Origin of the sequence: Cucumibacter marinus DSM 18995, from assembly GCF_000429865.1 — a bacterium.
Classification (GTDB): Bacteria; Pseudomonadota; Alphaproteobacteria; order Rhizobiales; family Devosiaceae; genus Cucumibacter; species Cucumibacter marinus.
Genome location: NZ_AUCR01000001.1, coordinates 50048 through 74461, shown reverse-complemented (window position 1 = coordinate 74461; position 24414 = coordinate 50048). Strand labels below are relative to the sequence as shown.

General features: G+C 62.2%; 27 protein-coding genes. 14 read left to right on the top strand and 13 right to left on the bottom strand.

Features of this window, described 5'->3' with window-relative positions:
* Positions 1-82: 82 nt before the first annotated feature.
* Complete coding sequence (locus tag G489_RS0100475; RefSeq protein ID WP_029039855.1) at positions 83-784, bottom strand: P-loop NTPase family protein; 702 nt, start codon at positions 782-784, stop codon at positions 83-85.
* Positions 785-835: 51 nt separating this feature from the next.
* On the bottom strand, positions 836-1945 hold the full coding sequence (locus G489_RS0100470; protein WP_029039854.1) for an AI-2E family transporter: 1110 nt from the start codon (positions 1943-1945) through the stop codon (positions 836-838).
* A 172-nt stretch (positions 1946-2117) separates the two neighbouring features.
* Between G489_RS0100470 and purM the strand changes: the two genes are divergently transcribed.
* The 3 genes from purM to G489_RS18490 all read left to right on the top strand — a co-directional run bounded on the left by purM (position 2118) and on the right by G489_RS18490 (position 4958).
* Positions 2118-3191, top strand: coding sequence for a phosphoribosylformylglycinamidine cyclo-ligase (purM, locus tag G489_RS0100465; RefSeq protein ID WP_029039853.1), 1074 nt, complete (start codon positions 2118-2120; stop codon positions 3189-3191).
* Complete coding sequence (gene purN, locus G489_RS0100460) at positions 3188-3841, top strand: phosphoribosylglycinamide formyltransferase (RefSeq protein ID WP_029039852.1); 654 nt, start codon at positions 3188-3190, stop codon at positions 3839-3841. Before purM ends, purN begins: the two co-directional genes overlap by 4 nt.
* A 190-nt stretch (positions 3842-4031) precedes the next feature.
* On the top strand, positions 4032-4958 hold the full coding sequence (locus G489_RS18490) for a DMT family transporter (protein WP_051332250.1): 927 nt from the start codon (positions 4032-4034) through the stop codon (positions 4956-4958).
* A gap of 1 nt (position 4959) precedes the next feature.
* On the opposite strand, the gene G489_RS0100450 is transcribed toward G489_RS18490, so the two are convergent.
* From G489_RS0100450 to G489_RS18475, 7 genes are all read right to left on the bottom strand, one after another.
* Positions 4960-5346 carry a VOC family protein gene (locus tag G489_RS0100450; protein ID WP_029039851.1) on the bottom strand — a complete coding sequence of 129 codons (387 nt, stop codon included), beginning with the start codon at positions 5344-5346 and terminating at the stop codon, positions 4960-4962.
* Between the two features lie 92 nt (positions 5347-5438).
* A complete protein-coding gene (gene gatB / locus G489_RS0100445) occupies positions 5439-6923 on the bottom strand; it encodes an Asp-tRNA(Asn)/Glu-tRNA(Gln) amidotransferase subunit GatB (RefSeq protein WP_029039850.1) in 1485 nt (494 codons plus the stop codon).
* A gap of 58 nt (positions 6924-6981) precedes the next feature.
* Entirely contained in the window at positions 6982-7455 is a 474-nt protein-coding gene (locus tag G489_RS21480) for a GNAT family N-acetyltransferase (protein WP_051332158.1), read from the bottom strand.
* A 45-nt stretch (positions 7456-7500) separates the two neighbouring features.
* On the bottom strand, positions 7501-7809 hold the full coding sequence (locus tag G489_RS0100435) for a chorismate mutase (protein ID WP_029039849.1): 309 nt from the start codon (positions 7807-7809) through the stop codon (positions 7501-7503).
* Positions 7810-7949: 140 nt separating this feature from the next.
* Complete coding sequence (sigJ, locus tag G489_RS18480; protein ID WP_035871101.1) at positions 7950-8849, bottom strand: RNA polymerase sigma factor SigJ; 900 nt, start codon at positions 8847-8849, stop codon at positions 7950-7952.
* A complete protein-coding gene (locus G489_RS0100425; protein WP_029039848.1) occupies positions 8849-9424 on the bottom strand; it encodes a hypothetical protein in 576 nt (191 codons plus the stop codon). The genes sigJ and G489_RS0100425 overlap by 1 nt, the downstream gene beginning before the upstream one ends.
* Positions 9421-9807, bottom strand: coding sequence for a hypothetical protein (locus G489_RS18475; protein WP_035871098.1), 387 nt, complete (start codon positions 9805-9807; stop codon positions 9421-9423). The genes G489_RS0100425 and G489_RS18475 overlap by 4 nt, the downstream gene beginning before the upstream one ends.
* Before the next feature lie 121 nt (positions 9808-9928).
* Here G489_RS18475 and G489_RS18470 point away from each other — a divergent pair, with 121 nt between their 5' ends.
* Positions 9929-10306, top strand: coding sequence for an MliC family protein (locus G489_RS18470; RefSeq protein ID WP_051332157.1), 378 nt, complete (start codon positions 9929-9931; stop codon positions 10304-10306).
* Positions 10307-10533: 227 nt separating this feature from the next.
* A complete protein-coding gene (locus G489_RS0100410) occupies positions 10534-10785 on the top strand; it encodes a YjhX family toxin (RefSeq protein WP_029039847.1) in 252 nt (83 codons plus the stop codon).
* Between the two features lie 93 nt (positions 10786-10878).
* On the opposite strand, the gene gatA is transcribed toward G489_RS0100410, so the two are convergent.
* The 4 genes from gatA to G489_RS0100390 all read right to left on the bottom strand — a co-directional run bounded on the left by gatA (position 10879) and on the right by G489_RS0100390 (position 13778).
* A complete protein-coding gene (gene gatA / locus G489_RS0100405) occupies positions 10879-12360 on the bottom strand; it encodes an Asp-tRNA(Asn)/Glu-tRNA(Gln) amidotransferase subunit GatA (protein WP_029039846.1) in 1482 nt (493 codons plus the stop codon).
* 23 nt (positions 12361-12383) lie between these two features.
* Positions 12384-12848 (bottom strand): GNAT family N-acetyltransferase, encoded by a 465-nt coding sequence (locus G489_RS0100400; RefSeq protein ID WP_029039845.1) that lies wholly within the window; start codon positions 12846-12848, stop codon positions 12384-12386.
* A gap of 6 nt (positions 12849-12854) precedes the next feature.
* A complete protein-coding gene (gene gatC / locus G489_RS18465) occupies positions 12855-13142 on the bottom strand; it encodes an Asp-tRNA(Asn)/Glu-tRNA(Gln) amidotransferase subunit GatC (RefSeq protein WP_035871093.1) in 288 nt (95 codons plus the stop codon).
* A 120-nt stretch (positions 13143-13262) separates the two neighbouring features.
* Positions 13263-13778 (bottom strand): hypothetical protein, encoded by a 516-nt coding sequence (locus G489_RS0100390; protein ID WP_029039844.1) that lies wholly within the window; start codon positions 13776-13778, stop codon positions 13263-13265.
* A 98-nt stretch (positions 13779-13876) separates the two neighbouring features.
* Between G489_RS0100390 and ruvX the strand changes: the two genes are divergently transcribed.
* The 9 genes from ruvX (at position 13877) to rpmG (ending at position 24277) form a co-directional block, all read left to right on the top strand.
* On the top strand, positions 13877-14353 hold the full coding sequence (gene ruvX, locus G489_RS0100385) for a Holliday junction resolvase RuvX (RefSeq protein WP_029039843.1): 477 nt from the start codon (positions 13877-13879) through the stop codon (positions 14351-14353).
* A gap of 103 nt (positions 14354-14456) precedes the next feature.
* The gene (locus tag G489_RS18460; RefSeq protein ID WP_051332156.1) at positions 14457-15440 is read left to right on the top strand and encodes an aspartate carbamoyltransferase catalytic subunit; all 984 of its coding nucleotides are present in this window, start codon (positions 14457-14459) and stop codon (positions 15438-15440) included.
* Positions 15437-16723 (top strand): dihydroorotase, encoded by a 1287-nt coding sequence (gene pyrC / locus G489_RS0100375; RefSeq protein WP_029039842.1) that lies wholly within the window; start codon positions 15437-15439, stop codon positions 16721-16723. Before G489_RS18460 ends, pyrC begins: the two co-directional genes overlap by 4 nt.
* A gap of 29 nt (positions 16724-16752) precedes the next feature.
* Complete coding sequence (plsY, locus tag G489_RS0100370) at positions 16753-17361, top strand: glycerol-3-phosphate 1-O-acyltransferase PlsY (protein WP_029039841.1); 609 nt, start codon at positions 16753-16755, stop codon at positions 17359-17361.
* A 3-nt stretch (positions 17362-17364) separates the two neighbouring features.
* On the top strand, positions 17365-18498 hold the full coding sequence (gene dprA, locus G489_RS0100365; RefSeq protein WP_029039840.1) for a DNA-processing protein DprA: 1134 nt from the start codon (positions 17365-17367) through the stop codon (positions 18496-18498).
* A gap of 120 nt (positions 18499-18618) precedes the next feature.
* The gene (topA, locus tag G489_RS0100360; RefSeq protein WP_029039839.1) at positions 18619-21222 is read left to right on the top strand and encodes a type I DNA topoisomerase; all 2604 of its coding nucleotides are present in this window, start codon (positions 18619-18621) and stop codon (positions 21220-21222) included.
* A complete protein-coding gene (gene rnr / locus G489_RS18455) occupies positions 21223-23577 on the top strand; it encodes a ribonuclease R (protein WP_051332155.1) in 2355 nt (784 codons plus the stop codon).
* Positions 23577-24002: a DUF983 domain-containing protein gene (locus tag G489_RS18450; protein ID WP_051332154.1), complete on the top strand. Its 426-nt coding sequence runs from the start codon at positions 23577-23579 to the stop codon at positions 24000-24002. The genes rnr and G489_RS18450 overlap by 1 nt, the downstream gene beginning before the upstream one ends.
* A 107-nt stretch (positions 24003-24109) precedes the next feature.
* On the top strand, positions 24110-24277 hold the full coding sequence (rpmG, locus tag G489_RS0100345; protein WP_029039838.1) for a 50S ribosomal protein L33: 168 nt from the start codon (positions 24110-24112) through the stop codon (positions 24275-24277).
* Positions 24278-24414: the final 137 nt, after the last annotated feature.

The window sequence follows — 24414 nt, the reverse complement described above, 5'->3', positions numbered from 1 at the left end:
CAGGGCCTCGGGCCGGTTGATTGCGGGGAGCGCGTATCGCTACGGCGTGATTCATTCCTGCTCTAGGGCAGGATTGTGACGGTCACGTAACGCCGTTCTCGCCCGCATTCTCGGTCTTCTTCGCCTCATTGGCGCGGATTTCAAGCGCCTCGGCGGCAAGCTTACGCGTGATCGAACGTCCACGCGACATTGCGATGCCGTCCATGGTTTCCACAAGCGCAACGACCTCGGCCGGTGAGCGCTCCATGCGCGGCAGCAAATAGCGCAAAACCGCCGGATCCACCGTCACCTGCCGGTCGGCGAACAGCTTGACGAACATTTGCGCCAGATGGGCTTCGTCGAGCGGTTCGACGGTGAACACGGTCGCGAGACGGAGCCGCGACTTCACATCATTGGTCGCCAGCGACCATTGATCGATTGGTCGCCGTGCCGTCAAAAGCACCGTTCGGTCGCCGCGTACGCCCTGATTGAGCAGGTTGAACAGCACCGTCTCGTCATACCGGCCGCTATCGGCATCCTCGACGACCAGCGGCCCGTCGAGGCTCAGCACGTCCTCGCCCATATCCGGGTCGGCAAAGGCCGCACCGGCGCGCTCCGCCCAGATCAACGCCAGGTGGCTCTTGCCGGCCTTGGCCGGGCCAAGGATCAGCGTCAGGGCGACCGGCCAGTCAGGAAAGGCACAGATATGGCGGTAGGCGGCTTCGTTGCCGCCACTCACCACAAAATCCGCCTCGGACAGCGCAGGCGCGTGCGGCAGGTCAAACGCAAGCTGTTGCGCGCACATCACTCGGCCCCCGAACGCGAAATCGGAAAATGCAAATCATCACCGATGACTCTAGGCCTTTGCACCGTCATTGTCTTTGTTTTCGCCATCCTCTTCGGGAAATTCGCCGGTGAGGTAGAGGGAGCTGCCCTTGTATTTGGCGACCCCGTAACGCACCAGCACCCCGGCAATAGCCGCCAGCGGTACCGCCAGCAACACCCCGACCGCGCCAAACAGCAGCGCAAACGCAAACAGCGCGAACATCAGCGCAACCGGGTGGAGACCGATCGAAGAGCCAACGAGCTTGGGATAAAGGATGTTCCCCTCGAGGAACTGGCCGATGATGAAGATCGCGAAGATCACCCCGATCATGAGACCGTCCGGCCAGAACTGGACGATGGCCACGCCGATCGAGAGGATGAACCCAATCAGGAAGCCCACATAAGGCACGAAGCTGAACAGCCCTGCAGCCAATCCGATGGCCAGCCCGAAATTGAGGCCTGCCAGCGACAGCGTCGTTGAATAGAAAGCGGCAAGGATCAGCACCACACTGCCCTGCCCGCGGATAAACCCGGCCAGCGCCTTGTCGATTTCGCCGAACACGCCGCGGATTTCGCCAAGATAGCGCCGCGGCAACATGGCATCGCCCTTGGCAACGATATTGTCCCAGTCGAGCAGCAGGTAGAACGCCACCACCGGGGTCACGACAAGCAGACCCAGCGCATTGATGATGGTCAGCCCGCTTTGGGCAACCCGGGTCGAAATCCCCGCCACTATGCCGACCGCGTTGTTGATCAGCTGGTCGAGGCTCTTCTCGAGTTCGGCCACCCGTTCCGCGCCAAGCTGCTCCTGGATCTGCGGTGCAATCGACCTGATCCACTCCTGCAGAGCGTTCACATAAGAGGGCAATCGCTCGATCAGCCCGTAAAGCTGTTCAATGAAGGGCGGGATCAACAAAACGAATATCCCGATGAACAGCCCGATGGCCAGCACCAGGATGGTCAGTGTCGCCCAGAGCCGGGAGAATTTCATCCGCTCGAGGAAATCGGCCACCGGATCAAGAAGATAGGCGAGAACAATCCCCATCACAAAGGGCAGCAGTATGCCCCGGAATACCCACAGAAAGAGGATCGAGGCTGCGAGAAGCACCAGCCAGGTTTTCAATTGGTTCTGGAGGGTCATCCTGTCCCCTTGCGCATGCCCGAGCGAGCCTTTATCAGCGCTGTTACCTGCTGACCGGCTTCCGGGCAATAGTGTAGGGACTAAAGTCCCGCCCGCAAGATGCCAGGCGCGCAATGCCTGACCGGAGCCACACGGCGGAACCCGCGAAAACCGAGACCGAAGGCCGACGCCAATGTCCGACCAGTCCCCGAAATCCGGCAATGGCCTGTCCTACAAGGACGCCGGCGTCGATATCGAAGCCGGCAATGAACTGGTCGACCGCATCAAACCGGCCATCCGCTCGACGGCTCGCGCTGGCGCGGACAGCGAGATCGGCGGTTTTGGCGGCCTTTTCGACCTGCGCGCCGCAGGCTTTCACGATCCGGTTCTGGTTGCCGCCAATGACGGGGTCGGCACCAAGCTCAAGATTGCCATCGATGCCGGTATTCACTCGACTGTCGGAATCGATCTCGTCGCCATGTGCGTCAACGACCTCATCGTGCAGGGTGCCGAACCCTTGTTCTTCCTCGATTATTTTGCCACCGGCGCTCTCGATGTGGACAAGGCAGCCGACGTGGTTGAAGGCATTGCCGAAGGTTGCCGCCGCGCGGGCTGTGCCCTGATCGGCGGCGAAACCGCCGAAATGCCGGGCATGTACGCCAAGGGCGATTATGATCTCGCGGGTTTTGCCGTTGGGGCTGCTGAACGCGGCACGCTCCTGCCCCGCAACGACATGGCCGCAGGCGACGTTGTGATCGGTCTGGGGTCGGATGGGGTTCACTCGAACGGCTTTTCACTGGTGCGCCGCATCGCCGATTCCGCGGGTCTTAGGTGGGACAATCGCGCCCCGTTCGAGGACGCGACCCTGGGTGAGGCCCTGTTGGCGCCCACCCGCATCTATGTGAAGTCCCTGCTCGCAGCCCTTCGGGCGGGCATGCCTATCAAGGGGCTCGCGCATATCACCGGCGGCGGGCTGATCGAGAACATTCCGCGCGTACTGCCCAAACCCCTTGCTGTCGAGATCGACCTGTCGCTGATCGACGTACCCCCGGTCTTTTCGTGGCTCGCCGCCGCCGGCGGGGTCAGCGAGCCGGAGATGTACCGCACATTCAATTGCGGGGTCGGCATGATCGTCATCGCGCCTCGCGAATATGCCGATGAGTTGATCGGCTTCTTCGCGGCCCAGGGTGAAAGCGCCCGCGTTATTGGACATCTTGCCGAGCGCAAGGATGCTGCCTTTACCGCCTTCGGGAGCCTCAACCTGTGAGCGCAAAAAAGCGCGTCGCCATCCTGATTTCTGGCCGCGGCTCCAATATGGAGGCACTGATCGGTGCCGCCTCTCAGCCAGGGTTTCCTGCCGAGATCGTCGGCGTCTTCTCCAACAAACCCGACGCCAAGGGGCTCGAAACGGCCGCTGCCGCCGGCATTGCGACGGCCAGCCGCTCCCACCGGGATTTCGACAGCCGCGAAGCGTTCGACGCCGCCATCGAGGAACAACTCGCTGCATGGAATGCCGGTCTCGTTTGCCATGCCGGCTTCATGCGCATTCTCTCCGAGGGGTTCACCAGCCGCTGGGCAGGCAAGATGCTCAATATCCACCCGTCCCTGCTGCCCTCCTTCAGGGGGCTGCACACCCATCGGGCGGCGCTTGATGCAGGCGTGAAGCTGCATGGCTGCACCGTGCACTTCGTGACCCCCGAACTCGATGGCGGACCCGCCATCATCCAGGCGGCGGTGCCGGTCATGGCCGGAGACAACGAGGACACCTTGTCGGCCCGTGTGCTGGAGCAGGAACACCGGATCTACCCCAAGGCGCTCGAATGGGTCGCTTCGGGCGCAGTGCGCTATGAGGACGGCAAGGTCACCGGCCCGCAAAGGGCAAACCCGTCCCCTGCCCTGGTGTCACCCGCCCTCTGAACGTCCTTTTGGTCCATCACCGGAATTGATGGACCCGATCGTCAAAATCGGTTCGACTTTCGTTTTTCCGGAGCCTAATTTCCGGCCTCTGACGCATTCACCGGCCCCCGACGATTCCAGGGGCCGGACAATTCATACTGTATTGATTGATCTTCGCGCTGCGGAACGGCGCAATCAGGGAGTTCATGCCATGGCATTGCGCGATTGGCTCTGGATCATCTTGCTGGGCGGGATATGGGGTACTTCGTTCCTCTACAACGAAATCCTGATCCGCGAGATCGGACCGCTCACCGTATCGAGCCTACGGGTCGGGATCGGCGCCTTGGGCTGCTGGGTCTTCGTCATCGCGCTCAAGAAAAAGCTCCCGCGCAGGCCTGTGCTTTATGCACACCTGTTGCTGCTCGGCACCTTGAGCTACGCCATCCCCTTCGCCCTCTATCCGCTCAGCCAGGGCTCGCTCACCAGCGGTGTCGCCGCCATCATCAATGCCATGACCCCGTTGATGACCGTCGTCGTCTCGCATTTCTGGCCCGGTGGTGAACGCGCCAGTGTCACCAAGAGCTTCGGTGTGGTCGCCGGCCTCGCCGGTGTAACGATTTTGGCGCTTCCGGCGCTTTCGGGCGGCGGAGACACTCAACTCTGGGCCATCGGCGCATGCCTGTTGGCCACGGTCTGCTATGCGATTTCGCTAAATTACACGCGCTCCCTGGGCAAGATCGACCCGACCGTGTTTGCCGCCTGCGCCCTGACGGGCGCCAGCATCACCGCCGTGCCCACGGCAATGGTGTTCGAGGGCCTGCCGGTCATCACCCGCACCGAGACCTGGCTGTCAGCCCTCGGAATCGGGCTGATCGCGACGGCGCTCGCCTTCCAGATCATGTATCGGATTCTGCCGCGCATCGGCGCGACCAATTTCTCGACCGTCACTTTCCTGGCGCCGGTGTCAGCCATCTTTCTCGGCATCACGATCCTGGGCGAATCCATCCTGCCCAGCCATGTCGGCGGCATGGCGATGATCTTCCTCGGTCTCATCCTGATCGACGGGCGCCTGACCCGCCGGCTGAGGCGCAAACCGACGGTCACCCCGCCACCGACACCAGAGACAGTGAGCAAATAGCTCAGCTTTGTGTCGGGCTGGAAATGTCGACGATCAGACCATTGGGATCGCGGATCAGCATGCGTGTCTGCCCGTAACCGAGAGCGGTCGGCTTCTCGATGATGTCGATATTCATCGACTGGGCACGCTTGAAGCTGTCTTCGACATTCTCGACCACCAGGGTCAGATAGCTTCCCGCTGGCGTGCCGGCGGTGCCTGAGGGCGTGATGTCGCTCTGCCGGTCGATGATACCGAGCTCAAGTGCCGGCCCTTCCTCGGGCACAAGCACGATGTACCAGTCGCTCGTATAGAGCCGTTTGAAGCCGACGAGCTCTTCATAGAACCGCGCCGAAGCCTCGATTTTGTCAGAGACGATGTTGAATAGAACCCGGTTGACCGGTGACCGCATGGGACCCTACACCTGATGAGACTGTCATCATGCGCAACGTTTGTGACAGGCCAACCGTTCAACGCCGCAAACAGCGATCTCTCCTGACAGGGTCAGTCAAGCCCGAGCTTGTCCTTGAGGATCTGGTTGACCGCCTGCGGGTTGGCCTTGCCCTGGGTCTGCTTCATGACCTGGCCCACGAACCAGCCCAGAAGCCCCGGCTTGTTCTTGACCTTTTCGACCTGGTCCGGGTTGTTGGCGATGATTTCGTCGACAACAGCCTCGATGGCGCCGGTGTCTGTCACCTGCTTCATGCCGCGGTCTTCAACGATTTTTGCCGGGTCGCCGCCCTCCGTCCAAACGATCTCGAACAGATCCTTGGCGATCTTGCCGGAGATCGCGTCGCTTGAAATCAGGTCGACGATTTCGCCAAGCTGCTTGGCACTGACCGGGCTCGACGCCACGTCATGGCCTTCCTTGTTGAGCCGACCGAACAGTTCGTTGATCACCCAGTTGGCGCACAGCTTGCCATCACGACCTTCGGCCACCTCTTCGAAGAAATCGGCATTGGCCCGGTCCATGACCAGGATCGAGGCGTCGTAATGTGTCAGCCCGAAGGTTTCCATCAGCCGGTGGCGCTTCTCGTCCGGCAGCTCCGGCAGGTCCTTGGCGAGGTGTTCGATGAACGCATCGTCGAATTCGAGCGGCAGGAGGTCCGGTTCCGGGAAGTAACGGTAATCCTGTGCGTCTTCCTTGGAGCGCATCGAGCGGGTCTCGCCGGTCTTGGGATCATAGAGCCGGGTTTCCTGGTCGATCACGCCACCGTCTTCCAAAATGTCAATCTGGCGGCGCGCCTCGAACTCGATGGCCTGGCCGGCAAAGCGGACGGAATTGACGTTCTTGATTTCGCAGCGGGTGCCGAATTCGCCGCCGGGCTTGCGCACCGAGACGTTGATGTCGGCGCGCATGGAGCCCTGCTCCATATTGCCGTCGCAGGTACCGAGATAGCGCAGAATGGTGCGCAGCTTGGACAGATACGCCTTGGCCTCTTCCGAGGAGCGCAGATCGGGCTTGGAGACGATTTCCATCAGCGCTACACCGGCGCGGTTGAGATCGACAAAGCTCGAATTCGGGTCCTGATCGTGGATCAGCTTGCCCGCGTCAGTCTCCAGATGCAGCCGCTCGATGCCGATCTCGACTTCGCCATCCTCGCCCATGTCGAGGAGGACCTTGCCTTCGCCTACGATCGGATCGAGATACTGGGAAATCTGGTAGCCCGGCGGCTGGTCCGGATAGAAATAGTTCTTCCGGTCGAACACCGAATGCTTGTTGATCTTCGCTTTCAGCCCCAGCCCGGTGCGAACGGCCTGGCGCACGCACTCCTCGTTGATCACCGGCAGCATGCCCGGCATGGCCGCATCGACAAAGCTCACATTGGCATTGGGCGGATTGCCGAATTGGGTCGACGCGCCGGAGAACAGTTTGGATTCCGAGATCACCTGGGCATGCACTTCCATGCCGATGATCACTTCCCAGTCCCCTGTGGCCCCGCCAATGAAATAGGCCGGGTTCGGTGTGCGCGTGTCGACGAGTGTCATAGAGAAATCTCGGTGAGAGGTAAGCCGAAGTCGTTTGGAACCGGATGTGGGTAGCCGATCAAAGCACTTTCATCAAGCGCAGCGCGCGGGTGTCGCGCCCCCTGCGGCCATAATATCCGGTACCGGCCGACTCGAAACCGTGTCGGACATAGAATCGGATTGCCGCGTCATGTTGTTCGGGCGTTGTGACGGAGAGCGCTTTCAGCCCGTCCTGGCGCGCCTGGCTGACAATCGCGTTGATCAGCGCCGTCCCGATTCCCTCACGCTGATGGGAGACCGCGGTCCACAGATAGGGGATATAGCCACCTTCCCGCGCGCCCCAGCCGACGGGCTCACCATCGCGGTCGGCCACAATGATCCGGTCCATCTGGCCGATCGCATAGATGGTCAACTCGACATTGATGGCATCGGATTGCGCCGCGCCATTCTTGAAATGCGGCATCAGGCTTTGTCGCCATGCTGCGTGAGCCAGCGCGCCGAGCCGGGCGGTCTCGGCAATATGCGGCGGGCGCAGCGTAATCTGGGTAACCATGGCGACCTTTCGGCGAAGCTCTTCAGGCTCTGCGCCGAAAGCGGATCAGTCCTCGCTGTGGCGCGCAGCGATTATGCCCTTTTCATAGTTCACGTTCCAGTCGATCAGCGTCCGCCAGATCAGTTCCGCCTGATCGGGGTCCATCTTGTGACCCTTGGCGCGGTCGCGCACCTTGGCGATCACCGCTTCGATCCGCTCACGGTCGAACGCCTCGTCCGGCGAATCCTTGAAGTCCGCAATCCGCCGCACATACTGGTGCCGTTCCCCGAAAAGGGTCAGTAGCGCTTGGTCGAGCCGGTCGATTTCGACGCGCACATCGTCCTTGGTTACGCACTCGGCGGGGGTCTTGCTCATCGGGGATCCCTTCTTGCGGTCTTCAGCGAGCCCAATTGCACCAGCTTGCCCGGGGAATCAACCACTTGCCGCGCAATTTCGGGTCGCAACTGTCAGGTTGACCCGTCATTCTGAACCGTTTCCTGAACGCCGATGCATGTTCAATGCATATCCGCGCCCGTCCCGTCCGCAGGAGCCGGCTGCAAGTGCTCAAGTTTTTCGGGATTGCGGATTTCATAGATCGCGCCGATCAGCCCTTCTTCATCAACATCGAATCCCATGACCTGTTCGATCGATCCATCGCGCCAGATTACCAGTCCCTGCCCGCCATTGACCCACGCCTTCTCGAACCGCAGATCTGCCGATCCCGGCAGGCCCGCAAGACCGACCAGCAATCGAGCCACGGCCCTGGCGCCGACGACAATCCTGTTCGCTGCAGAAACCTTGCCGCCGCCATCCGGGATCAATTCAACATCCGCCGAAAGCACGGCCATCAGACCGGAAACGTCACCAGTCCGCGTCGCTGCAACAAAGCTTGCCTCGAACCGGGCCAGATCGGCTTCGCTTGCCGGGTAGCGGGGTTTTTCCGCCCTGATGGCCTGCCGGGCCCGGGAGGCAAGCTTGCGACAGGTTGCCGGCGAGCGGTCGATGGCTGCGCCGACCTCTTCGAATGACATGTCGAACATATCGTGCAGAAACAGCGCAGCCCGCTCCAGGGGACTAAGCCTTTCAAGCGCACACATCACGGCATAGGAAATATCGAGGGCGGCGTCATAGTCCGTTTCCGTGGTCCCGGCCCGCTCGACAAGCGGTTCGGGCAACCACGGCCCGACATAGTGTTCCCGCCGGTGTTGGGCCGAACGCAGCCTGTCGAGGCACAGATTTCCCACGATCCGCGTGAGGAAGGCAGGTCCGTCTTCCACGCACTCCGCCTTGGCGTATCGCAGCCAGGCCTCCTGAACGGCATCCTCGGCCTCGCTGGCCGACCCCAGAAAGCGGTAGGCGTGCCGCAAAAGGCGCGAACGTGCCCCGAGATAAGTTTCAAGTCGCTCATCCGGCATCACACCGTGCGCTCCCGTGCTTCGGTTCTCCGGCTGTCGCGGCCTCGGGCGGCTTCCGATTCAAGCCAGAGCATCACCGGCTCGCAGCTGAGCGCAAGCCCGAGCCCCCGCTTTATCATCGGATAGAACTGCCCTGACACGATTGCTGTCGACAGGCCCGCCAATCCGCGTCGTCCCCAACGCGCCTCGCACTCGGCAACCAGACCGGAAAGGGCACCACCGTCCTCGGTCACCGCCCGCGCGTATTGGGCCGTGAGGCTGACATCCGGCGACAATGCATCATGCCGGCCTTTGAGAACGTTCACGATGGTTTCAAGGCCAACCCCATCCTCGCGCGCCATGGCAATGGCGAGCTTAAGACACGGCCCGCAATCCGCCGAGCGCGTGCCAATCAGCCTTGCGGTATGGGCAACATCAACGGGCAGCCCGAAATTGTGACTGAAATACGCGCCAGCCATCCCCATCTTGATCATCGCGACGGGGTCATCCTCGGCGAGATCGGCCAGGTACCCGGTGTCATAGTCATATCGGCTGCCGAACCGCCGTATCTGTTGCTTGAGAAAGGCCCTGATCAACGCACCGTTCCCAACCGCTGGTTTCTGTGACGGAGTGCCAGAACCGGCAGCAACCCGGGAATGAGAATGAGCAGGGTATCCCGCAGCCAGACATCGATACCGGCCCCATGCTCGATCATCTCGACGAAGTGCAGTGCAGCATGTCCGCCGGTGAAGACCAGCGACGTCAGGATCACCCCAGTTGTGACCGTCCAAAGCGCCGAATAGCCGAGTGCGAAACTGGCAGCCAGAAAGGCCAGTCCAATGTCCTTGAGAAAGTGCCCGTTAAACGGACCGGTGTGGGACGCGCCGGGCGCCATGTTGTACCAGAGTTCGGGTGCCACCAGCATGAAGGCGCCGTTGAGGCCGTGATAGATCGCCAGTGCGATGAGGATGTAACGCATATCAGTCTCCTTTCATTTGAGGAGACGAGACAGCGCCCTGTTGTGTGACAACAGACCCTTCAAAGGCCACAATCGCTTCCTAGATCAAGCGTCCTGCCCATTGGTCCTTCCGGAGCCGATCATGCTCAAAAGAGCCCTCGCCCTCGTTCTCGGCCTTGCCGCCATCACCGCCTTTGCCGCCAGCGGCCAGGCCCAGGCGGACGTGCCCGAGATCCAGCAATACAGCTATAGCTGTGAAGACGGTACGGTGATGCCCGCGACTTACATCAACGTACCCGACGGCGATTCCTATGCCGTCATCCAGGCCGACGGTCGCCAGATCGCCATGCAGGCCGGCCCCACAGGCTCGGGCGTTCGCTATGTCGGGCTTGGCGACCAGCATGGATATGTCTGGCACACCAAGGGGATGAGCGGCATTCTCTATTTCGACAATGGCGACAGCCTGAGAGATATCCTGACCGGCTGCCGTGGCGAATTGGTCACGGACGGCAGCGAATAGAGCTCCTTCCAGACCCAGCCGCTTGCGCCGGTCGAAGCGCGCGCTATCTTGGCGCTTCATGTTGAAGAACCGCATTCCAACCCGGTGAAGCCCCGTTCCATGACGGGCGGGGCCGATTTCGCCAGCCACTGAACCGGCCATGCTCCTGCTGGCCGGGCGGCTCGTGATATCCGGACGTGCGGCAATCTCCATGTGCCCTCGTCCACAAAGGGCGAAACCCTTCAGCAATGAACATCTCAAAACGCGAAAGGCGGGTGCTCCAGGCCCTCGCCATTGGCGGCCGTATCCTCATTGAAAAGGATGAGAACGGCCGCATCGAACACCTCGACTGCATCACCCGGGAAGGCTGGTTCCTCTCCGACTGCACGTTCGAGATCTTCAGAAAACTGCGCGCGAACCGGTTCATCCGGTCCCGCAATGGCGGGGCTTATCGCATCACCCGCGAGGGTATCGAGGCCCTCCAGGGCCAGCGCGCATGACTGTCTGATACCATGACTGCCCGATACCTTGACCACCAAAGAAAAAGGCCCGGCGTGGTGCCGGGCCTCAATTTCTGCAGCGTGTGGCGGTACCTACCACCAGCGCTCGGGCGCGAAATCCATGCCGCGCGATTTTTCGATCACGCGGCCGGCAGCAAACAGCGTTTCCTCGTCGAAGGGTTTGCCGATCACCTGCAGACCAAGGGGTAGACCGGCGCTGTCCTGCCCGGCCGGCACCGCAATGCCCGGCAGACCGGCCATGTTGACCGTCACCGTGAAGATGTCATTCAGGTACATCTTCACCGGATCCGCAGCCATGTCCTGATCGTTGACGCCAAAGGCCGCCGAAGGCGTGGCCGGGGTCAGGATCGCGTCGATCCCGTCGGCGAACACCTTCTCGAAGTCCTGCTTGATCAGCGTACGCACCTTCTGGGCCCGCTTGTAATAGGCATCGTAATAGCCGGCCGAAAGCACGTAAGTGCCGATCATCACCCGACGCTTCACCTCACGGCCAAAACCGGAGGCGCGGGTGTTTTCATACATCTCGGTGATGTCCCGGCCCGATTCACGCAGACCGTATTTGACGCCATCATAGCGCGCCAGGTTCGAAGAGGCTTCCGCCGGCGCCACAATATAGTAGGCCGGCAGGGCATATTTGGTGTGCGGCAGGGATATGTCGCGCACTTGTGCGCCTTCCGCCTTCAGCCATTCGAGACCATCGGCCCACAACTTCTCGATTTCATCGGGCATGCCGTCCATGCGGTATTCCTTGGGCACACCGATGGTGAGCCCCTTCACGCCGCGTTCGACCGCGGCTGCGAAATCCGGCACCGCGATATCAGCGCTGGTCGAATCCATGGTGTCGAACCCGGCCATCGAATTCAGCATCAAGGCGGAATCTTCGACCGTTCGGGTGATCGGTCCAGCCTGATCGAGCGAAGACGCAAAGGCGACGATGCCCCAGCGCGAACAACGGCCATAGGTCGGCTTGATGCCGACCGTGCCGGTGAACGCCGCCGGCTGGCGGATCGACCCGCCCGTATCGGTGGCCGTCGCACCGGCACACAACCACGCCGATACGGCGGATGCAGAGCCGCCCGAGGAGCCGCCCGGCACCAGATCCTTGTTGCTGCCCTTGGCACGATAAGGATTGATGACCGGCCCGTAATAGGAGGTCTCGTTGGACGAGCCCATGGCAAACTCGTCCATGTTGAGCTTGCCCAACATCACCGCGCCGTCCCGCCACAAATTCGAAGTGACGGTCGATTCATATTCAGGCTTGAAGCCGTCGAGGATGTGGCTCGCCGCCTGGGTGTGCGCGCCCTTGGTGGCGAAGAGGTCCTTAATGCCGAGCGGCACACCTTCAAGCGACCCGCCCTCACCCTTGGCCAGCTTTTCGTCGCTTGCCTTGGCCATCTCGACCGCCCTGTCGCCCGTGACGGACACATAGGCGTTGAGCGACTTCGCTTGCTCGATGGCGCCAAGATAAGCCTCGGTCACCTCCACGGAGGTGAACTCCTTGTTGGCAAGGCCCTTGCGGGTGTCGGCGAGGGTGAGTTTTGTCAGATCGCTCAAGGCTGAGATCCTGCTTTAGTCGTTCAAATCGCCATTTCGAAGAAGGTCGAGTAGCCGCTGTCCGGATAATCGAGTACCGGGCCGCACAGAGAGAAGCCGCGCCGGGCATAAAGCCGATGCGCCGGTTCGAACCCTTCGCCGACACCGGTCTCAAGCACGAGACGGGAAAGGCGCTTGTTGCGGGCTTCCAGGATGATCCGCTCAACGAGTTGAGCGCCCACGCGGCGGCCACGGGCCGATTCGTGCGTATACATGCGCTTCACTTCACCCAGACCATGATCGTGGATCTTGAGCGAGCCCATGCCGACCGCTTCACCGGTTTCGTCGCGCGCGACAAAGACGATGGTGCCGGGACCGGCCATTTCCTCGGCCGTCATCTGGAACTGGAATTCAATGGGGGAAAGCGGACGAAGATAATCGTTGAGCGCGGCGACCATGTCCCGCACTTCGTCCTGCAGCGGCGTCTCCACCGCAATCTTGATGGCCATCAGGGGTTACTCCACGACCTTGGGAACGACAAAGAAATTGTCTTCGCTTTCAGGTGCATTGGAGACGATCCGCTCCGGGTGACCGCCAGCGGTCACCTTGTCCTCCCGTCGCCTCAACTGCATCGGGGTCACCGACGTCATGGGCTCGACGCCGTCGATATCGACTTCGTTGAGCTGTTCGACGAAACCCAGAATAGTGTTCAGTTCGCCTTTGAGAGCTTCGACATCGTTTTCCTCGATGCGAATTCGAGCGAGCCGCCCGATGCGGCGCACGGTATCGGCGTCAACCGACATAATCAGCGCTCCTGCTGAATGCTTCAGAACAAGCCGCGCTTTTAGCAACGCCGAACGGGCCTGACAACTGCCCCGCCTGCCTTGCCAACATGCAGGGTTGGGCCCCCGCGCCGCGCCCTGTCAGAATTCGACCGCCATTCCCGGGTCGAGCATCTGCAAAGGCACACCCGGCAGGCCCGCCACAAGCCGGTCCCAGGCGCCTTCGCCGCCTGCCTCGATGGCCAGCAGAACCCGCCGTGGCCAGACCCCCTTCGAAGGTTGGACCTCGGGATGGGTCAACACCAGCGTTGCATTCGCCACCAATCCGCCCGGCAGATCAGGCAGTGCCTTTCCCCGGCAAAGGATCAAACTGCCCTCGCCTTCCGCCTCGAGAACCAGCGTGTCGCCGCCATCTAGCCCAACCCGCATTTCGCTTTGATTGTTTTCGGACAATGGCGAGCGTCGGGCCAACGGGCGCCACTCCTCAGCCGCGAAAGGCAGGGGTGCTCCTTCGCCATCAAAAGCCAGTTCGCGATCCACGCCGGCGCGCAGCTCGGCCGCATCGATTGCCATCGTAGCCGAACCCGGTGCCACCAGCAGGACCGACCCGCCATATTGAAGGCGAAACGCGGCGCCGCCAAACCATGTCAGTCTCATCTCACATCTCCGGCCAAATCGGTCTCGATCAGCGGGCCGCTAGTCAATATCACTGCTTCACGCTATAGCGCGTCATCAGCTCCATATGCAGGTGCACCGTGCCCGAGACAACGCCAGAAAACGACATCGCGTCCATTCTGCCCAATGTCGGCAGATTGCTGGGCCTCGATCTCGGCACTAAGACCATCGGGGTTGCGGTGTCCGACTCCCTGCACATGTCGGCCACCCCGGTGGAGACCATCGCCCGCAAGAAGTTCACCAAGGATGCCGAGGCCCTGCTGGCCCTGGCCGCGAAGCACGATGCCGTGGGAATCGTCTTGGGCCTGCCCCTCAATATGGACGGCACCGAAGGCCCTCGCGCCCAGTCGACACGGGCCTTTGCCCGCAATCTCCAAAGGCTTACCGATCTGCCCATCGCCTACTGGGACGAGCGCCTTTCAACCCATGCGGTGACCCGCACAATGCTCGAGGCGGATATGAGCCGTGCCCGACGCGCCGAGATTGTCGACAAACTGGCCGCCAGCTACATCCTGCAGGGCGCGCTCGACCGCCTGCGCTCGCACCGGGCAAGCTGACCCCTTTAACCTTGGCGATCCGAATAGCAGGGGAAACCCTGCTGGGGACTTGATGGTATGCCCCGCTTGCGGTACGCACCGCCAGTCCCAGCGAGACAGAGATATGGCCGAGCCGACAACCCAGTCCGCCACACCGACAACCGGCGAAGCCGGTTCTCCTCCGCCTTTCCGCCATCGACACCTTCTCGGCATTGCCGATCTCGATCCGGTCGAGATCACCGCCCTGCTCGATTATTCCGAGCGCATGGTCGAGGTCTCCCGCCAGCCCAACAAGAAGCGCGCAACGCTCAAGGGCCGCACCCAGATCAACCTGTTTTTCGAGAATTCGACCCGCACCCAGGCCAGTTTCGAGCTCGCCGGCAAGCGGCTGAGCGCCGATGTCATGAACATGGCGGTAAAATCTTCCTCGATTTCCAAGGGCGAGACCCTGATCGACACGGCAGCAACGCTCAATGCCATGCAGCCCGATGTGATCGTCATTCGCCATTCGGCGGCAGGCGCGGTCGAGCTGTTGAGCCAGAAAGTCGGCTGCTCGGTCATCAATGCAGGCGACGGCGCCCATGAGCACCCGACCCAGGCACTGCTCGACGCCCTCACCATCCGCCGCCACAAGAACCGGCTCAATGGCCTGACGGTCGCCATTTGTGGCGACATTGCCAATTCGCGCGTCGCGCGCTCCAACCTCATCCTGCTCGGTCAGATGCAGGCCCGCACCCGGGTCATCGCCCCGGCCACCATGCTGCCCCCTGGCATCGAGCTGCTCGCCACCGAGGTCTTCACCGACATGGAAGAGGGCCTCAAAGGCGCAGATGTGGTGATGATGCTGCGCATTCAGAACGAACGCGCCCATGGCAAGCTGATCCCGTCGGTGCGCGAATACTACCAGTTTTACGGTCTCGACGAGAAAAAGCTCGCCCTCGCCGCACCGGACGCCATTGTCATGCATCCCGGCCCGATGAACCGCGGTGTCGAGATCGACCCGCTGGTCGCAGATTGCCCGGCCTCGGTCATTGAAGAACAGGTCGAGATGGGTGTCGCCGTGCGCATGGCCGTGATGGAAACGCTTCTGTCGCAGGGGAACCAATGACCGCGCTTGTCATCGAGAATGCCCGCCTGATGGACCCGGCAACGGACCGGGACGAAAAGGGCGCCCTGCTGGTCGAGAACGGAGTCATTACTGAGACTGCCGCAGGCGCTGCACCCGGCGCACCCGATGGCGCACAGCGCATCGACGCCAAGGGCAAGGTGCTGGCGCCCGGCCTCGTCGATCTTCGGGTGTTCACCGGCGAACCGGGCCATGAATTCCGCGAAACGCTTCAGAGCGCTGCCGAAGCGGCCGCCGCTGGGGGCGTCACCTCCATGTTGGTTATGCCGGACACCGAACCGGTCATCGATAGCCCGGCTCTGGTCAATTATATCCTCGACCGAGCGCGCGATTATCCAGCCCGCATCTATCCCGCCGCTGCGATCACCAAGGGCCTCGAAGGCAATGAGATCACCGAGTTCGGGCTGTTGAAATCGGCCGGCGCTCGCGCCTTTGCCGAAGGCCGCAAATCCATCGCCAACGCTGCAGTCATCCAGGCAGCCATGCTCTATGCCCGCAATTTCGGCATGCCGCTCATTCACCTGCCCTATGAGGCAAGTCTTGGCGCGGACGGAGTGATGAATGAGGGCGCGGTGGCCACTCTGCGCGGCCTGCGTGGCATTCCCAGAGAGGCAGAGACGATCCCGCTCGCGCGCGACTTGCAGCTCGCCGAGAAGACCGGCGCCCGGTATCACGCAGCCCAGATCTCGACCGCCCGGAGCGCTGACCTCATCAGGTTCTCAAGGGAGAGTTGCTCAACCATTTCGGCAGGTGTTTCGATCAACTCATTATCGCTCAATGAGAATGATATTGGCCCCTACCGGACCTTCTTCAAACTCTCGCCCCCGCTGAGGCATGAAAACGACCGTCAGGCGATTGTCGACGCCCTCGCAGACGGCACGATTTCGATCCTGCATTCCGACCACGATCCGCAGGACACCGAGATGAAGCGGCGGCCCTTCGCCGAGGCCGCAGACGGGGCTATCGGGCTTGAAACGCTACTCGCCGCGGCCTTGCGCATCGTCCATGACGGCACGGTGCCGTTGATGACCGTTTTGAAGGCGCTGACCATCAATCCGGCCAGCCTGATCGGCATCGAGGCCGGCAGCCTCGCCAAAGGCTCCCCGGCCGATCTGGTGCTGATCGATCTCGACAAGCCCTGGCTGGTACGCGAGACCGAAATCCGCTCCCGCGCCCGCAATACCACCTTCGAAGGTGCCCGCATGACCGGCAAGGTCGTGATGACTTTCGTTGGCGGCAAAACCGTTTATGCTGACGCCTCTTAGGGTCCGGACCCTAAAAGGAGAACCCTGTGCTGATCGAATACCCCGCCGCCCTGATCATCGGCTATTTGCTCGGTTCGATCCCTTTCGGCCTGCTGATCACCCGCATGGCCGGCCTGGGCGATGTGCGCAACATCGGCTCGGGCAATATCGGCACCACGAATGTACTCCGCACGGGCAGGCGCGAACTCGCCGCCCTTACCCTGATCGGTGACGCCGGCAAAGGCGCTGTCGCCGTGCTCGCAGTTCGCTATTTCTTTGGCAGTGAAGCCGCCGTGATCGCCGGGGTCGCGGCCTTTCTTGGCCATTGCTTTCCGGTCTGGCTCGGCTTCAAGGGCGGCAAGGGCGTCGCCACCTATATCGGGGTGATGCTGGCCCTCAACTGGATCGTCGGCCTTCTGTTCTGCGTCGTGTGGATCATCATTGCGGTGATCCGGCGCTACTCGTCGCTTGCGGCTCTTATCGCAGCGGCATCGGCTCCCGTTTTCGCCTGGATCTGGGATACGCCCCTTCTCTCCTTCACCGCGGCCTGCATGACCCTTGTGCTGTTCTACAAGCACGTCCCCAATATCATGCGGCTGATGGAGGGCACCGAGACAAAAATCGGTGACAAGGGCAAACAGTCCGAAAGCGGCGCCTGATCCATGGGCGAGCGCCAGGGGCTCCCCGGCGCACTCACCAACTCACAAATCTTCGATTGGCTGCGGCTTATCCGTACGGAGAATATTGGGCCCAGCACCTTTCGACGGCTCATCAATCGATTCGGTTCGGCCGATGCGGCCCTCGACGCTTTGCCCCACATCGCCACCAAGGGCGGTGCCCGCAAGACGCCCCGAATACCGGCGGCTGACGAAATCTCGGCGGAGATGGAAGCGCTCGAAGCGCTCGGCGGGCGCTTCATCGGCATGGGCGAGGCGCACTATCCCCCGCTGCTGCGCCACATCCACGGCCCGCCACCCCTGATTGCCGTGCTCGGCGACACGGCGGTGTTGACCCGGGAGGCGGTGGCGATCGTCGGCGCCCGGAATGCATCTGCCGCCGGGTTCAGCTTCGCCAGCCAGATCGCAGCCGGTCTGGGCAATGCCGGTTATGTCATTGCCTCGGGCCTAGCTCGCGGCATCGACACTGCAGCTCATCACGGCTCCCTGCAAACCGGCACCATCGCCATGCTCGCCGGCGGACTGGACCATATATACCCGGCGGAGAACATGGGACTCGCGGAAGCTATCGCCGATCAGGGCGGCGCCCTGATCTCCGAAATGCCGATGGGACATGAGCCGCGGGCCCGCGATTTCCCTCGCCGCAATCGTTTGATTTCCGGGGTCTCCGCCGGGGTCGTGATCGTCGAGGCAGCCAAGCGCTCAGGCTCACTGATCACCGCCCGAATGGCTCTGGAGCAGAATCGGGAGGTCTTCGCCGTCCCCGGTTCGCCACTCGACCCGCGTGCCGCTGGTGTCAATGATCTCATCCGGGACGGCGCCACCCTGACCCGCAATGCCGAAGATGTGATTGACGTGCTCCGGTCAGGCGACCGACCACCGTCCGACCTCTTTGCCGGTGAGCCCGACGACGAGGACATCGATCTCAGCGGTGCCGACGCGACCGACGACGACCGTGCCCGGCTGGTTGCCGCGCTCAGCCCGACCCCGGTCGGGATCGACGAGCTGGTCGCCGCCACCGGGCTGACAGCACCACAGGTCCAAATCATCCTGCTCGAACTCGAAATCGCAGGCCGAATCGAACGCTCTGGCGGCCAGCGCGTTGCCCTCACCGGCTGACGTCAAAGCACCCGATACTTCGGCGCCTTATCCCTCTCGGTTGACCAAGCGCGATTGACAAAGCCTGGGTGTCTCACCATCTTGCGCCCGCTCCGCCCCGTGCGTATCGAAAGGGTTCCCATGAAAGTCGTCATTGTCGAAAGCCCGGCTAAGGCCAAGACAATAAACAAATATCTGGGCAAGGACTTCGAGGTCCTGGCCTCCTTCGGGCATGTTCGGGATTTGCCCTCGAAGGACGGTTCGGTCGAACCCGACTCGGATTTTGCGATGCATTGGGAAGTCGACAAGGACTCTAAAAAGCGCCTGTCCGACATCGCCAAGGCCCTCAAGGGTGCCGATGAACTGATCCTCGCAACTGACCCGGATCGCGAAGGGGAAGCGATTTCCTGGCACGTTCTCGACGTGCTGCGCGAGAAGAAGGCGATCAAGGACAAGCCCGTCCGCCGGGTGGTGTTCAACGCCATCACCAAGCAGGCCGTGACCGAGGCGATGGCGCATCCGCGCGATATCGATGAGCCGCTGGTCGAAGCTTATCTCGCCCGTCGCGCCCTTGACTATCTTGTGGGCTTTACCCTTTCCCCGATCCTTTGGCGCAAGCTGCCCGGCTCGCGCTCGGCGGGTCGCGTGCAATCGGTCGCGCTTCGTCTCGTCTGTGAGCGTGAAGAGGAAATCGAACGCTTCAAGGCTGAGGAATACTGGTCGATCACAACCGCGCTGACCCAGGGCGGCAAGGATTTCGAGGCGCGGCTCTATGCGCTCGACGGCAAGACCGTCGACAAGCTCGCGATCAAGACCGAGGCCGATGCGGCCGCCATCCGCGCCGCGATCAAGGGTGGCACGGTGCGCATTACCTCGCTCGAAAAGAAGCCGACCAAGCGCAACCCCTATCCGCCTTTCACGACCTCGACCCTGCAGCAGGACGCCTCGAGCCGTCTCGGCTTTTCGCCCTCGCGCACCATGCAGGTGGCCCAAAGGCTCTATGAAGGCGTGAATATCGCGGGCGAGACTGTTGGTCTGATCACCTATATGCGTACTGACGGCGTGCAGATGGCGCCTGAGGCGATCGATGCCACCCGCCGCCAGATCGGAAAGCAGTTTGGCGACAACTACCTGCCCGAGAAAGCCCGCATCTATCAGACCAAGGCTAAGAACGCGCAGGAAGCCCACGAGGCCATCCGTCCGACCGACCTGTCGCGCAATCCGAAGAATCTCAGCCATCTCGAGCCCGATCAGCTCAAGCTCTATGAACTGATCTGGAAGCGTACCATGGCCTCCCAGATGCGCGCCGCCGAGATCGAGCGCACGACCGCCGATCTCGCACTTGAAGGTGCGGATCGCCCGATCACCCTGCGCGCGACCGGCGCGGTCACCACGTTCGATGGCTTCCTGGCGCTTTATGCGACCGCCAAGTCCAAGGAAGACGAGGCGGACCGCGAGCTGCCGCCGCTCGCCGAAGGCGACACCCCGGCGATCACGGACTGCACGATCGATCAGCATTTCACCCAGCCGCCCCCGCGCTTCAACGAGGCGAGCCTCATCAAGCGCATGGAAGAGCTCGGGATTGGCCGGCCTTCGACCTATGCGGCAACCCTGTCGGTGCTCAAGGACCGCGACTATGTGCGGCTCGAAAAGCGCACACTGATCCCCGAGGACCGGGGCCGGCTGGTCACGGCGTTCCTCCAGTCCTTCTTCACCCGCTATGTCGAATACGACTTCACGGCGAGCCTGGAAGAACAGCTCGACGAGATCTCGGCGGGCAACGCGGATTACAAGGATGTGTTGCGCCAGTTCTGGAAGGATTTCTCGGCCCATGCGACCGAGATCAAGGATCTGCGCGTCTCCGAGGTCCTCGACGCCCTCAACGCGCTCCTGGGCGATCATATCTTCCCGGCACGCGAAGATGGCGGTGATCCGCGCGAATGCCCGAATTGCAAGTCCGGGCAGCTGAGCCTGAAGGTCGGGCGCTACGGCGCCTTCATCGGCTGCTCGAACTATCCCGATTGCAATTACACACGCCAGCTTGCCGAAAGCGCGACCGGCGAGGCTTCAGCCAATACCGGCCCGCGGGAACTCGGCGTAGACCCGGAGACCGGCGAAGAAGTCACCGTCCGCACCGGGCGGTTCGGCCCCTATGTGCAGCGCGGCGAAGGCAAGGAAGCCAAGCGCGGCTCGATCCCCAAGGGCTGGGATGTCGATCTGATCGATCTCGAAAAGGCGCTGCGGCTGATCAACCTGCCGCGCGAGATCGGCAACCACCCCGAATCCGGCAAGCCGATCTCGGCGGGCATCGGGCGCTATGGCCCCTTCGTGCTGCATGACGGCAAATATGCGAACCTGCCGGATGTCGAGGAAGTGTTCACGGTGGGCATCAACCGCGCCGTCGATCTTCTGGCCGCCAAGGCCGCCGGTGGAGGACGTGGCCGCGCTGCGGCGACCGTTCTCAACAAGCTCGGCGACCATCCCGATGGTGGCGAGATCACCGTGCGTGACGGCCGCTACGGGCCTTACGTCAATCACGCCAAGATCAACGCCACCCTGCCCCGCGACCTCAAGCCCGAGGACGTGACCATGGAAAAGGCGCTCGAACTGATCGCGGCCAAGGCCGCCAAGGGTGGCGGACGGAAGAAGGCCGCGGCGAAAAAAACTGCCACCAAGAAGACCACTGCCAAGAAGAAAGCCGCGCCGAAAAAGAGCGCCAAATCGGGCGCAGAGGCAGGCAGCTAATTGGCACGCAAATCACGGCCGGATAGTGCCCGCCAGTCCCCCGAGCAACGGCGCGTTCGGCGGGGGCGTCCGGGCGCCGGCAAAAGCGCCCTGCCCGACAAGGGCGATGTGCTGGCTTTCCTGGCCGAGCATCCCGATCGCGGCAACAAGCGCGAACTGACCCGCGCCTTTGGCATCAAGGGCGACGCCCGGGCACCGTTCAAGGCCCTGCTGCGCGAGATGGAGCGCGAGGGGCTTCTGTCCCGCAGCCGCAAGACCGTTCGCCGCGCCGCCGAACTGCCGTCGGTCACCGTGCTCGATATCCCCACCGACGCCGATCCCGACAATCTGATCGCCTATCCCGCAAAATGGGATGAGGAAGACGGCGAACGGCCCCGCGTCCGCATCGAGACGCCCAAACGCGCCCGCGTGGTGCCCGGTCCCGGTAATCGCATTCTCGCCCGTATCGAACGTGGCGATGGCGAAGTGCCCGATTATGTCGGCCGGGCCATGAAGATCATCGACCGGCCCCGCCGTGCGATTATCGGCATCGTCCGCACGGCGCGCGAAGGCGCGCGGCTGGTGCCGGTCGAGCGCAAGGGTCGTGAGCTGTCGATTGCACCCGGCGATCTGGGTGAGGCCGAGGACGGCGATCTCGTCGAGGTCGAGATCACCACCACGGGCCGTGCCATGCGCCAGCGGGCGCGTGTGCTCTCGGTGATCGGCAACCCGCATTCGGAGAAGGCGATCAGCCTGATCGCGATCCACAATCTCGAGATCCCCTATCGTTTCCCTGGCGATGTGCTGGCGGAGGCCGAGGCTGCAGAACCCGTCGACCTCAAGGGCCGGGAGGACTGGCGCGAAATGCCGATCCTCACCATCGACCCCGCCGATGCCAAGGACCATGACGACGCTGTCTATGCCGAACCCGACACCGACAAGGCCAACAAAGACGGCTTCATCGTCTATATCGCCATTGCCGATGTGGCCCATTACGTCCGGCCCGGTTCGGATCTCGACCGGGAAGCCTATCTGCGCGGCAATTCCGTCTACTTCCCCGACCGCGTCGTCCCGATGCTGCCCGAACGCATCTCGAACGATCTGTGTTCACTCAAGCAAGGCGAGAACCGGCCGGCCATGGCCCTGCGCATGGTCATCGACAAGTCGGGCGCCAAGAAAAGCCATTCCTTCCACCGGGTGGTGATCCGCTCAGCGGCAAAGCTCAGCTACCAGCAGGCTCAGGCCGCCATCGACGGCAATCCGGACGATCAGACCGGTCCTCTGCTCGAACCGGTACTCAAGCCGCTCTGGGCCGCTTACGGCGCCATGCACAAGGCCCGGCTCGAGCGCGAACCGCTCGATCTCGACCTGCCCGAGCGCCGTGTCGTTCTCAACGACAAGGGCCTTGTCGAAGACATTGTCGTCCCGCCCCGCCTCGATGCCCACAGGCTGATCGAGGAAATGATGATCATGGCCAATGTCTGCGCCGCCGAGACCCTCGAAGCGCATGATGTGCCCCTGCTCTACCGCGCCCACGATGCACCCAGCATCCAGAAGCTCGAGGGCCTGCGCGAAACGCTGAAATCGCTGGAGCTCAACCTCGCCAAGGGAATGACGCTCAAGCCGGCCCACTTCAACCGCATTCTGGCCCGCGCCGATTCCACCGACAATCCGCACCTCGTGAACGAGCTGGTGCTGCGCGCGCAGGCCCAGGCCGAATATACCCATCAGAATTACGGGCATTTCGGCCTCAATCTGCGCCGCTACGCTCACTTCACCTCGCCGATCCGCCGTTATGCCGATCTGATCGTGCACCGCGCGCTGATCCACGCCCTCAAGCTCGGCCCCGATGGCCTCACCGAAAGCGAGGTGTCGAAACTTCCCGGCATCGGTGAACACATTTCGATGACCGAGCGGCGCGCCATGGCCGCCGAGCGCGAAACGGTCGACCGCCTGATGGCGCATTTCCTCGCTGACCGGATCGGAGACACCTTCAAGGGCCGCATCGCCGGGGTCACGCGCTCCGGGCTGTTCGTCAAGCTCGATGTCACCGGTGCCGACGGGTTCATCCCGGCTTCCACCCTGGGCACGGACTATTACCGCTATGTCGAAACCGAGATGGCGATGATCGGTGAGCGCTCGGGCGAGCGCTTCCGCATGGGCGATCGCGTCGAAGTGCGACTATTGGAGGCAGCGCCCATGGCTGGCGCTTTGCGCTTCGAGCTACTAAGTGAAGGGGAACGGGTTACTCCTCTGGTCGGCGGCGGCCGGAGGCAAGCATCGGGCAAGGCTCGGCCGGGCGGGAAGACTTCCGCGCGCGGCAAGAGCCGGTCCGGTGGCCCCAACAAACCCCGCAAGAAGGCGAGACGCCCCTGATGACCGTCACTTATGATTCTGCCAGCCAACGCCAGTCCGACGATGTCCGCGCTGTATGGCCCGCCATCAAGAAGGGGCTGCGCACCCGCTGTCCCAAATGCGGCACCGGCTCCCTGTTCAATGGCTTCTTGAAAGTCAACGACACTTGCGGCCATTGCGGCGAGGAACTCCACCATCACCGCGCCGATGATTTCCCGCCCTATGTCACCATGGTGATTGTCGGTCACATCATCGTTTTCGCCATGCTGCACATGGAAATGGCCTATGAAGTCCAGCCCATGTTCTACCTGTGGACCATGGTCCCGGCAGCCATCATTCTCTCGACGCTGATGATGCGGCCAGTCAAGGGTGCGATCGTTGGACTGCAATGGGCCAACCGCATGCACGGCTTCGCCAGGCAGCCCGTCGGCGCCGACGGAATCTAGTTCACACTTGTCTTGACATTCCCCGCGTTCTGACTAGTTTGCGCGCCAACGAATTCGCCGCGCGTCCGATCGGAAGCATGCGCGGCCTTTTATTTGGAGCCTGACCGATGGCCAAAGCCAACACCGTCAAGATCAAGCTCGTGTCGACCGCCGACACCGGTTTCTTCTATGTGACCAAGAAGAACGCGCGGACGATGACCGAGAAGCTGACCAAGAAGAAATACGACCCGATCGCGCGCAAGCACGTCGAGTTCAAGGAATCCAAGATCAAATAGCGATCTCGGCATTCCCGTTTTTGAGCCCTGCCGGTCCGCCGGCGGGGCTTTTTTGTGTCTCTATGGAATTGGAAAAATCGCGGAAATCAGTGGCTGACCCGGACCGGCGTATGAAGAGGCCACTCTCGCCGGTACCG

Bases quoted from the DNA above. Each gene is read 5' to 3' on its own strand.
- G489_RS0100475 (WP_029039855.1), bottom strand. From the start codon at position 784: ATGTGCGCGCAACAGCTTGCGTTTGACCTGCCGCACGCGCCTGCGCTG.
- G489_RS0100470 (WP_029039854.1), bottom strand. From the start codon at position 1,945: ATGACCCTCCAGAACCAATTGAAAACCTGGCTGGTGCTTCTCGCAGCC.
- purM (WP_029039853.1), top strand. From the start codon at position 2,118: ATGTCCGACCAGTCCCCGAAATCCGGCAATGGCCTGTCCTACAAGGAC.
- G489_RS18490 (WP_051332250.1), top strand. From the start codon at position 4,032: ATGGCATTGCGCGATTGGCTCTGGATCATCTTGCTGGGCGGGATATGG.
- G489_RS0100450 (WP_029039851.1), bottom strand. From the start codon at position 5,346: ATGCGGTCACCGGTCAACCGGGTTCTATTCAACATCGTCTCTGACAAA.
- gatB (WP_029039850.1), bottom strand. From the start codon at position 6,923: ATGACACTCGTCGACACGCGCACACCGAACCCGGCCTATTTCATTGGC.
- G489_RS21480 (WP_051332158.1), bottom strand. From the start codon at position 7,455: ATGGTTACCCAGATTACGCTGCGCCCGCCGCATATTGCCGAGACCGCC.
- G489_RS0100435 (WP_029039849.1), bottom strand. From the start codon at position 7,809: ATGAGCAAGACCCCCGCCGAGTGCGTAACCAAGGACGATGTGCGCGTC.
- sigJ (WP_035871101.1), bottom strand. From the start codon at position 8,849: ATGCCGGATGAGCGACTTGAAACTTATCTCGGGGCACGTTCGCGCCTT.
- G489_RS18475 (WP_035871098.1), bottom strand. From the start codon at position 9,807: ATGCGTTACATCCTCATCGCACTGGCGATCTATCACGGCCTCAACGGC.
- G489_RS18470 (WP_051332157.1), top strand. From the start codon at position 9,929: ATGCTCAAAAGAGCCCTCGCCCTCGTTCTCGGCCTTGCCGCCATCACC.
- G489_RS0100410 (WP_029039847.1), top strand. From the start codon at position 10,534: ATGAACATCTCAAAACGCGAAAGGCGGGTGCTCCAGGCCCTCGCCATT.
- G489_RS0100400 (WP_029039845.1), bottom strand. From the start codon at position 12,848: ATGGCCATCAAGATTGCGGTGGAGACGCCGCTGCAGGACGAAGTGCGG.
- gatC (WP_035871093.1), bottom strand. From the start codon at position 13,142: ATGTCGGTTGACGCCGATACCGTGCGCCGCATCGGGCGGCTCGCTCGA.
- G489_RS0100390 (WP_029039844.1), bottom strand. From the start codon at position 13,778: ATGAGACTGACATGGTTTGGCGGCGCCGCGTTTCGCCTTCAATATGGC.
- G489_RS18460 (WP_051332156.1), top strand. From the start codon at position 14,457: ATGGCCGAGCCGACAACCCAGTCCGCCACACCGACAACCGGCGAAGCC.
- pyrC (WP_029039842.1), top strand. From the start codon at position 15,437: ATGACCGCGCTTGTCATCGAGAATGCCCGCCTGATGGACCCGGCAACG.
- dprA (WP_029039840.1), top strand. From the start codon at position 17,365: ATGGGCGAGCGCCAGGGGCTCCCCGGCGCACTCACCAACTCACAAATC.
- topA (WP_029039839.1), top strand. From the start codon at position 18,619: ATGAAAGTCGTCATTGTCGAAAGCCCGGCTAAGGCCAAGACAATAAAC.
- G489_RS18450 (WP_051332154.1), top strand. From the start codon at position 23,577: ATGACCGTCACTTATGATTCTGCCAGCCAACGCCAGTCCGACGATGTC.
- rpmG (WP_029039838.1), top strand. From the start codon at position 24,110: ATGGCCAAAGCCAACACCGTCAAGATCAAGCTCGTGTCGACCGCCGAC.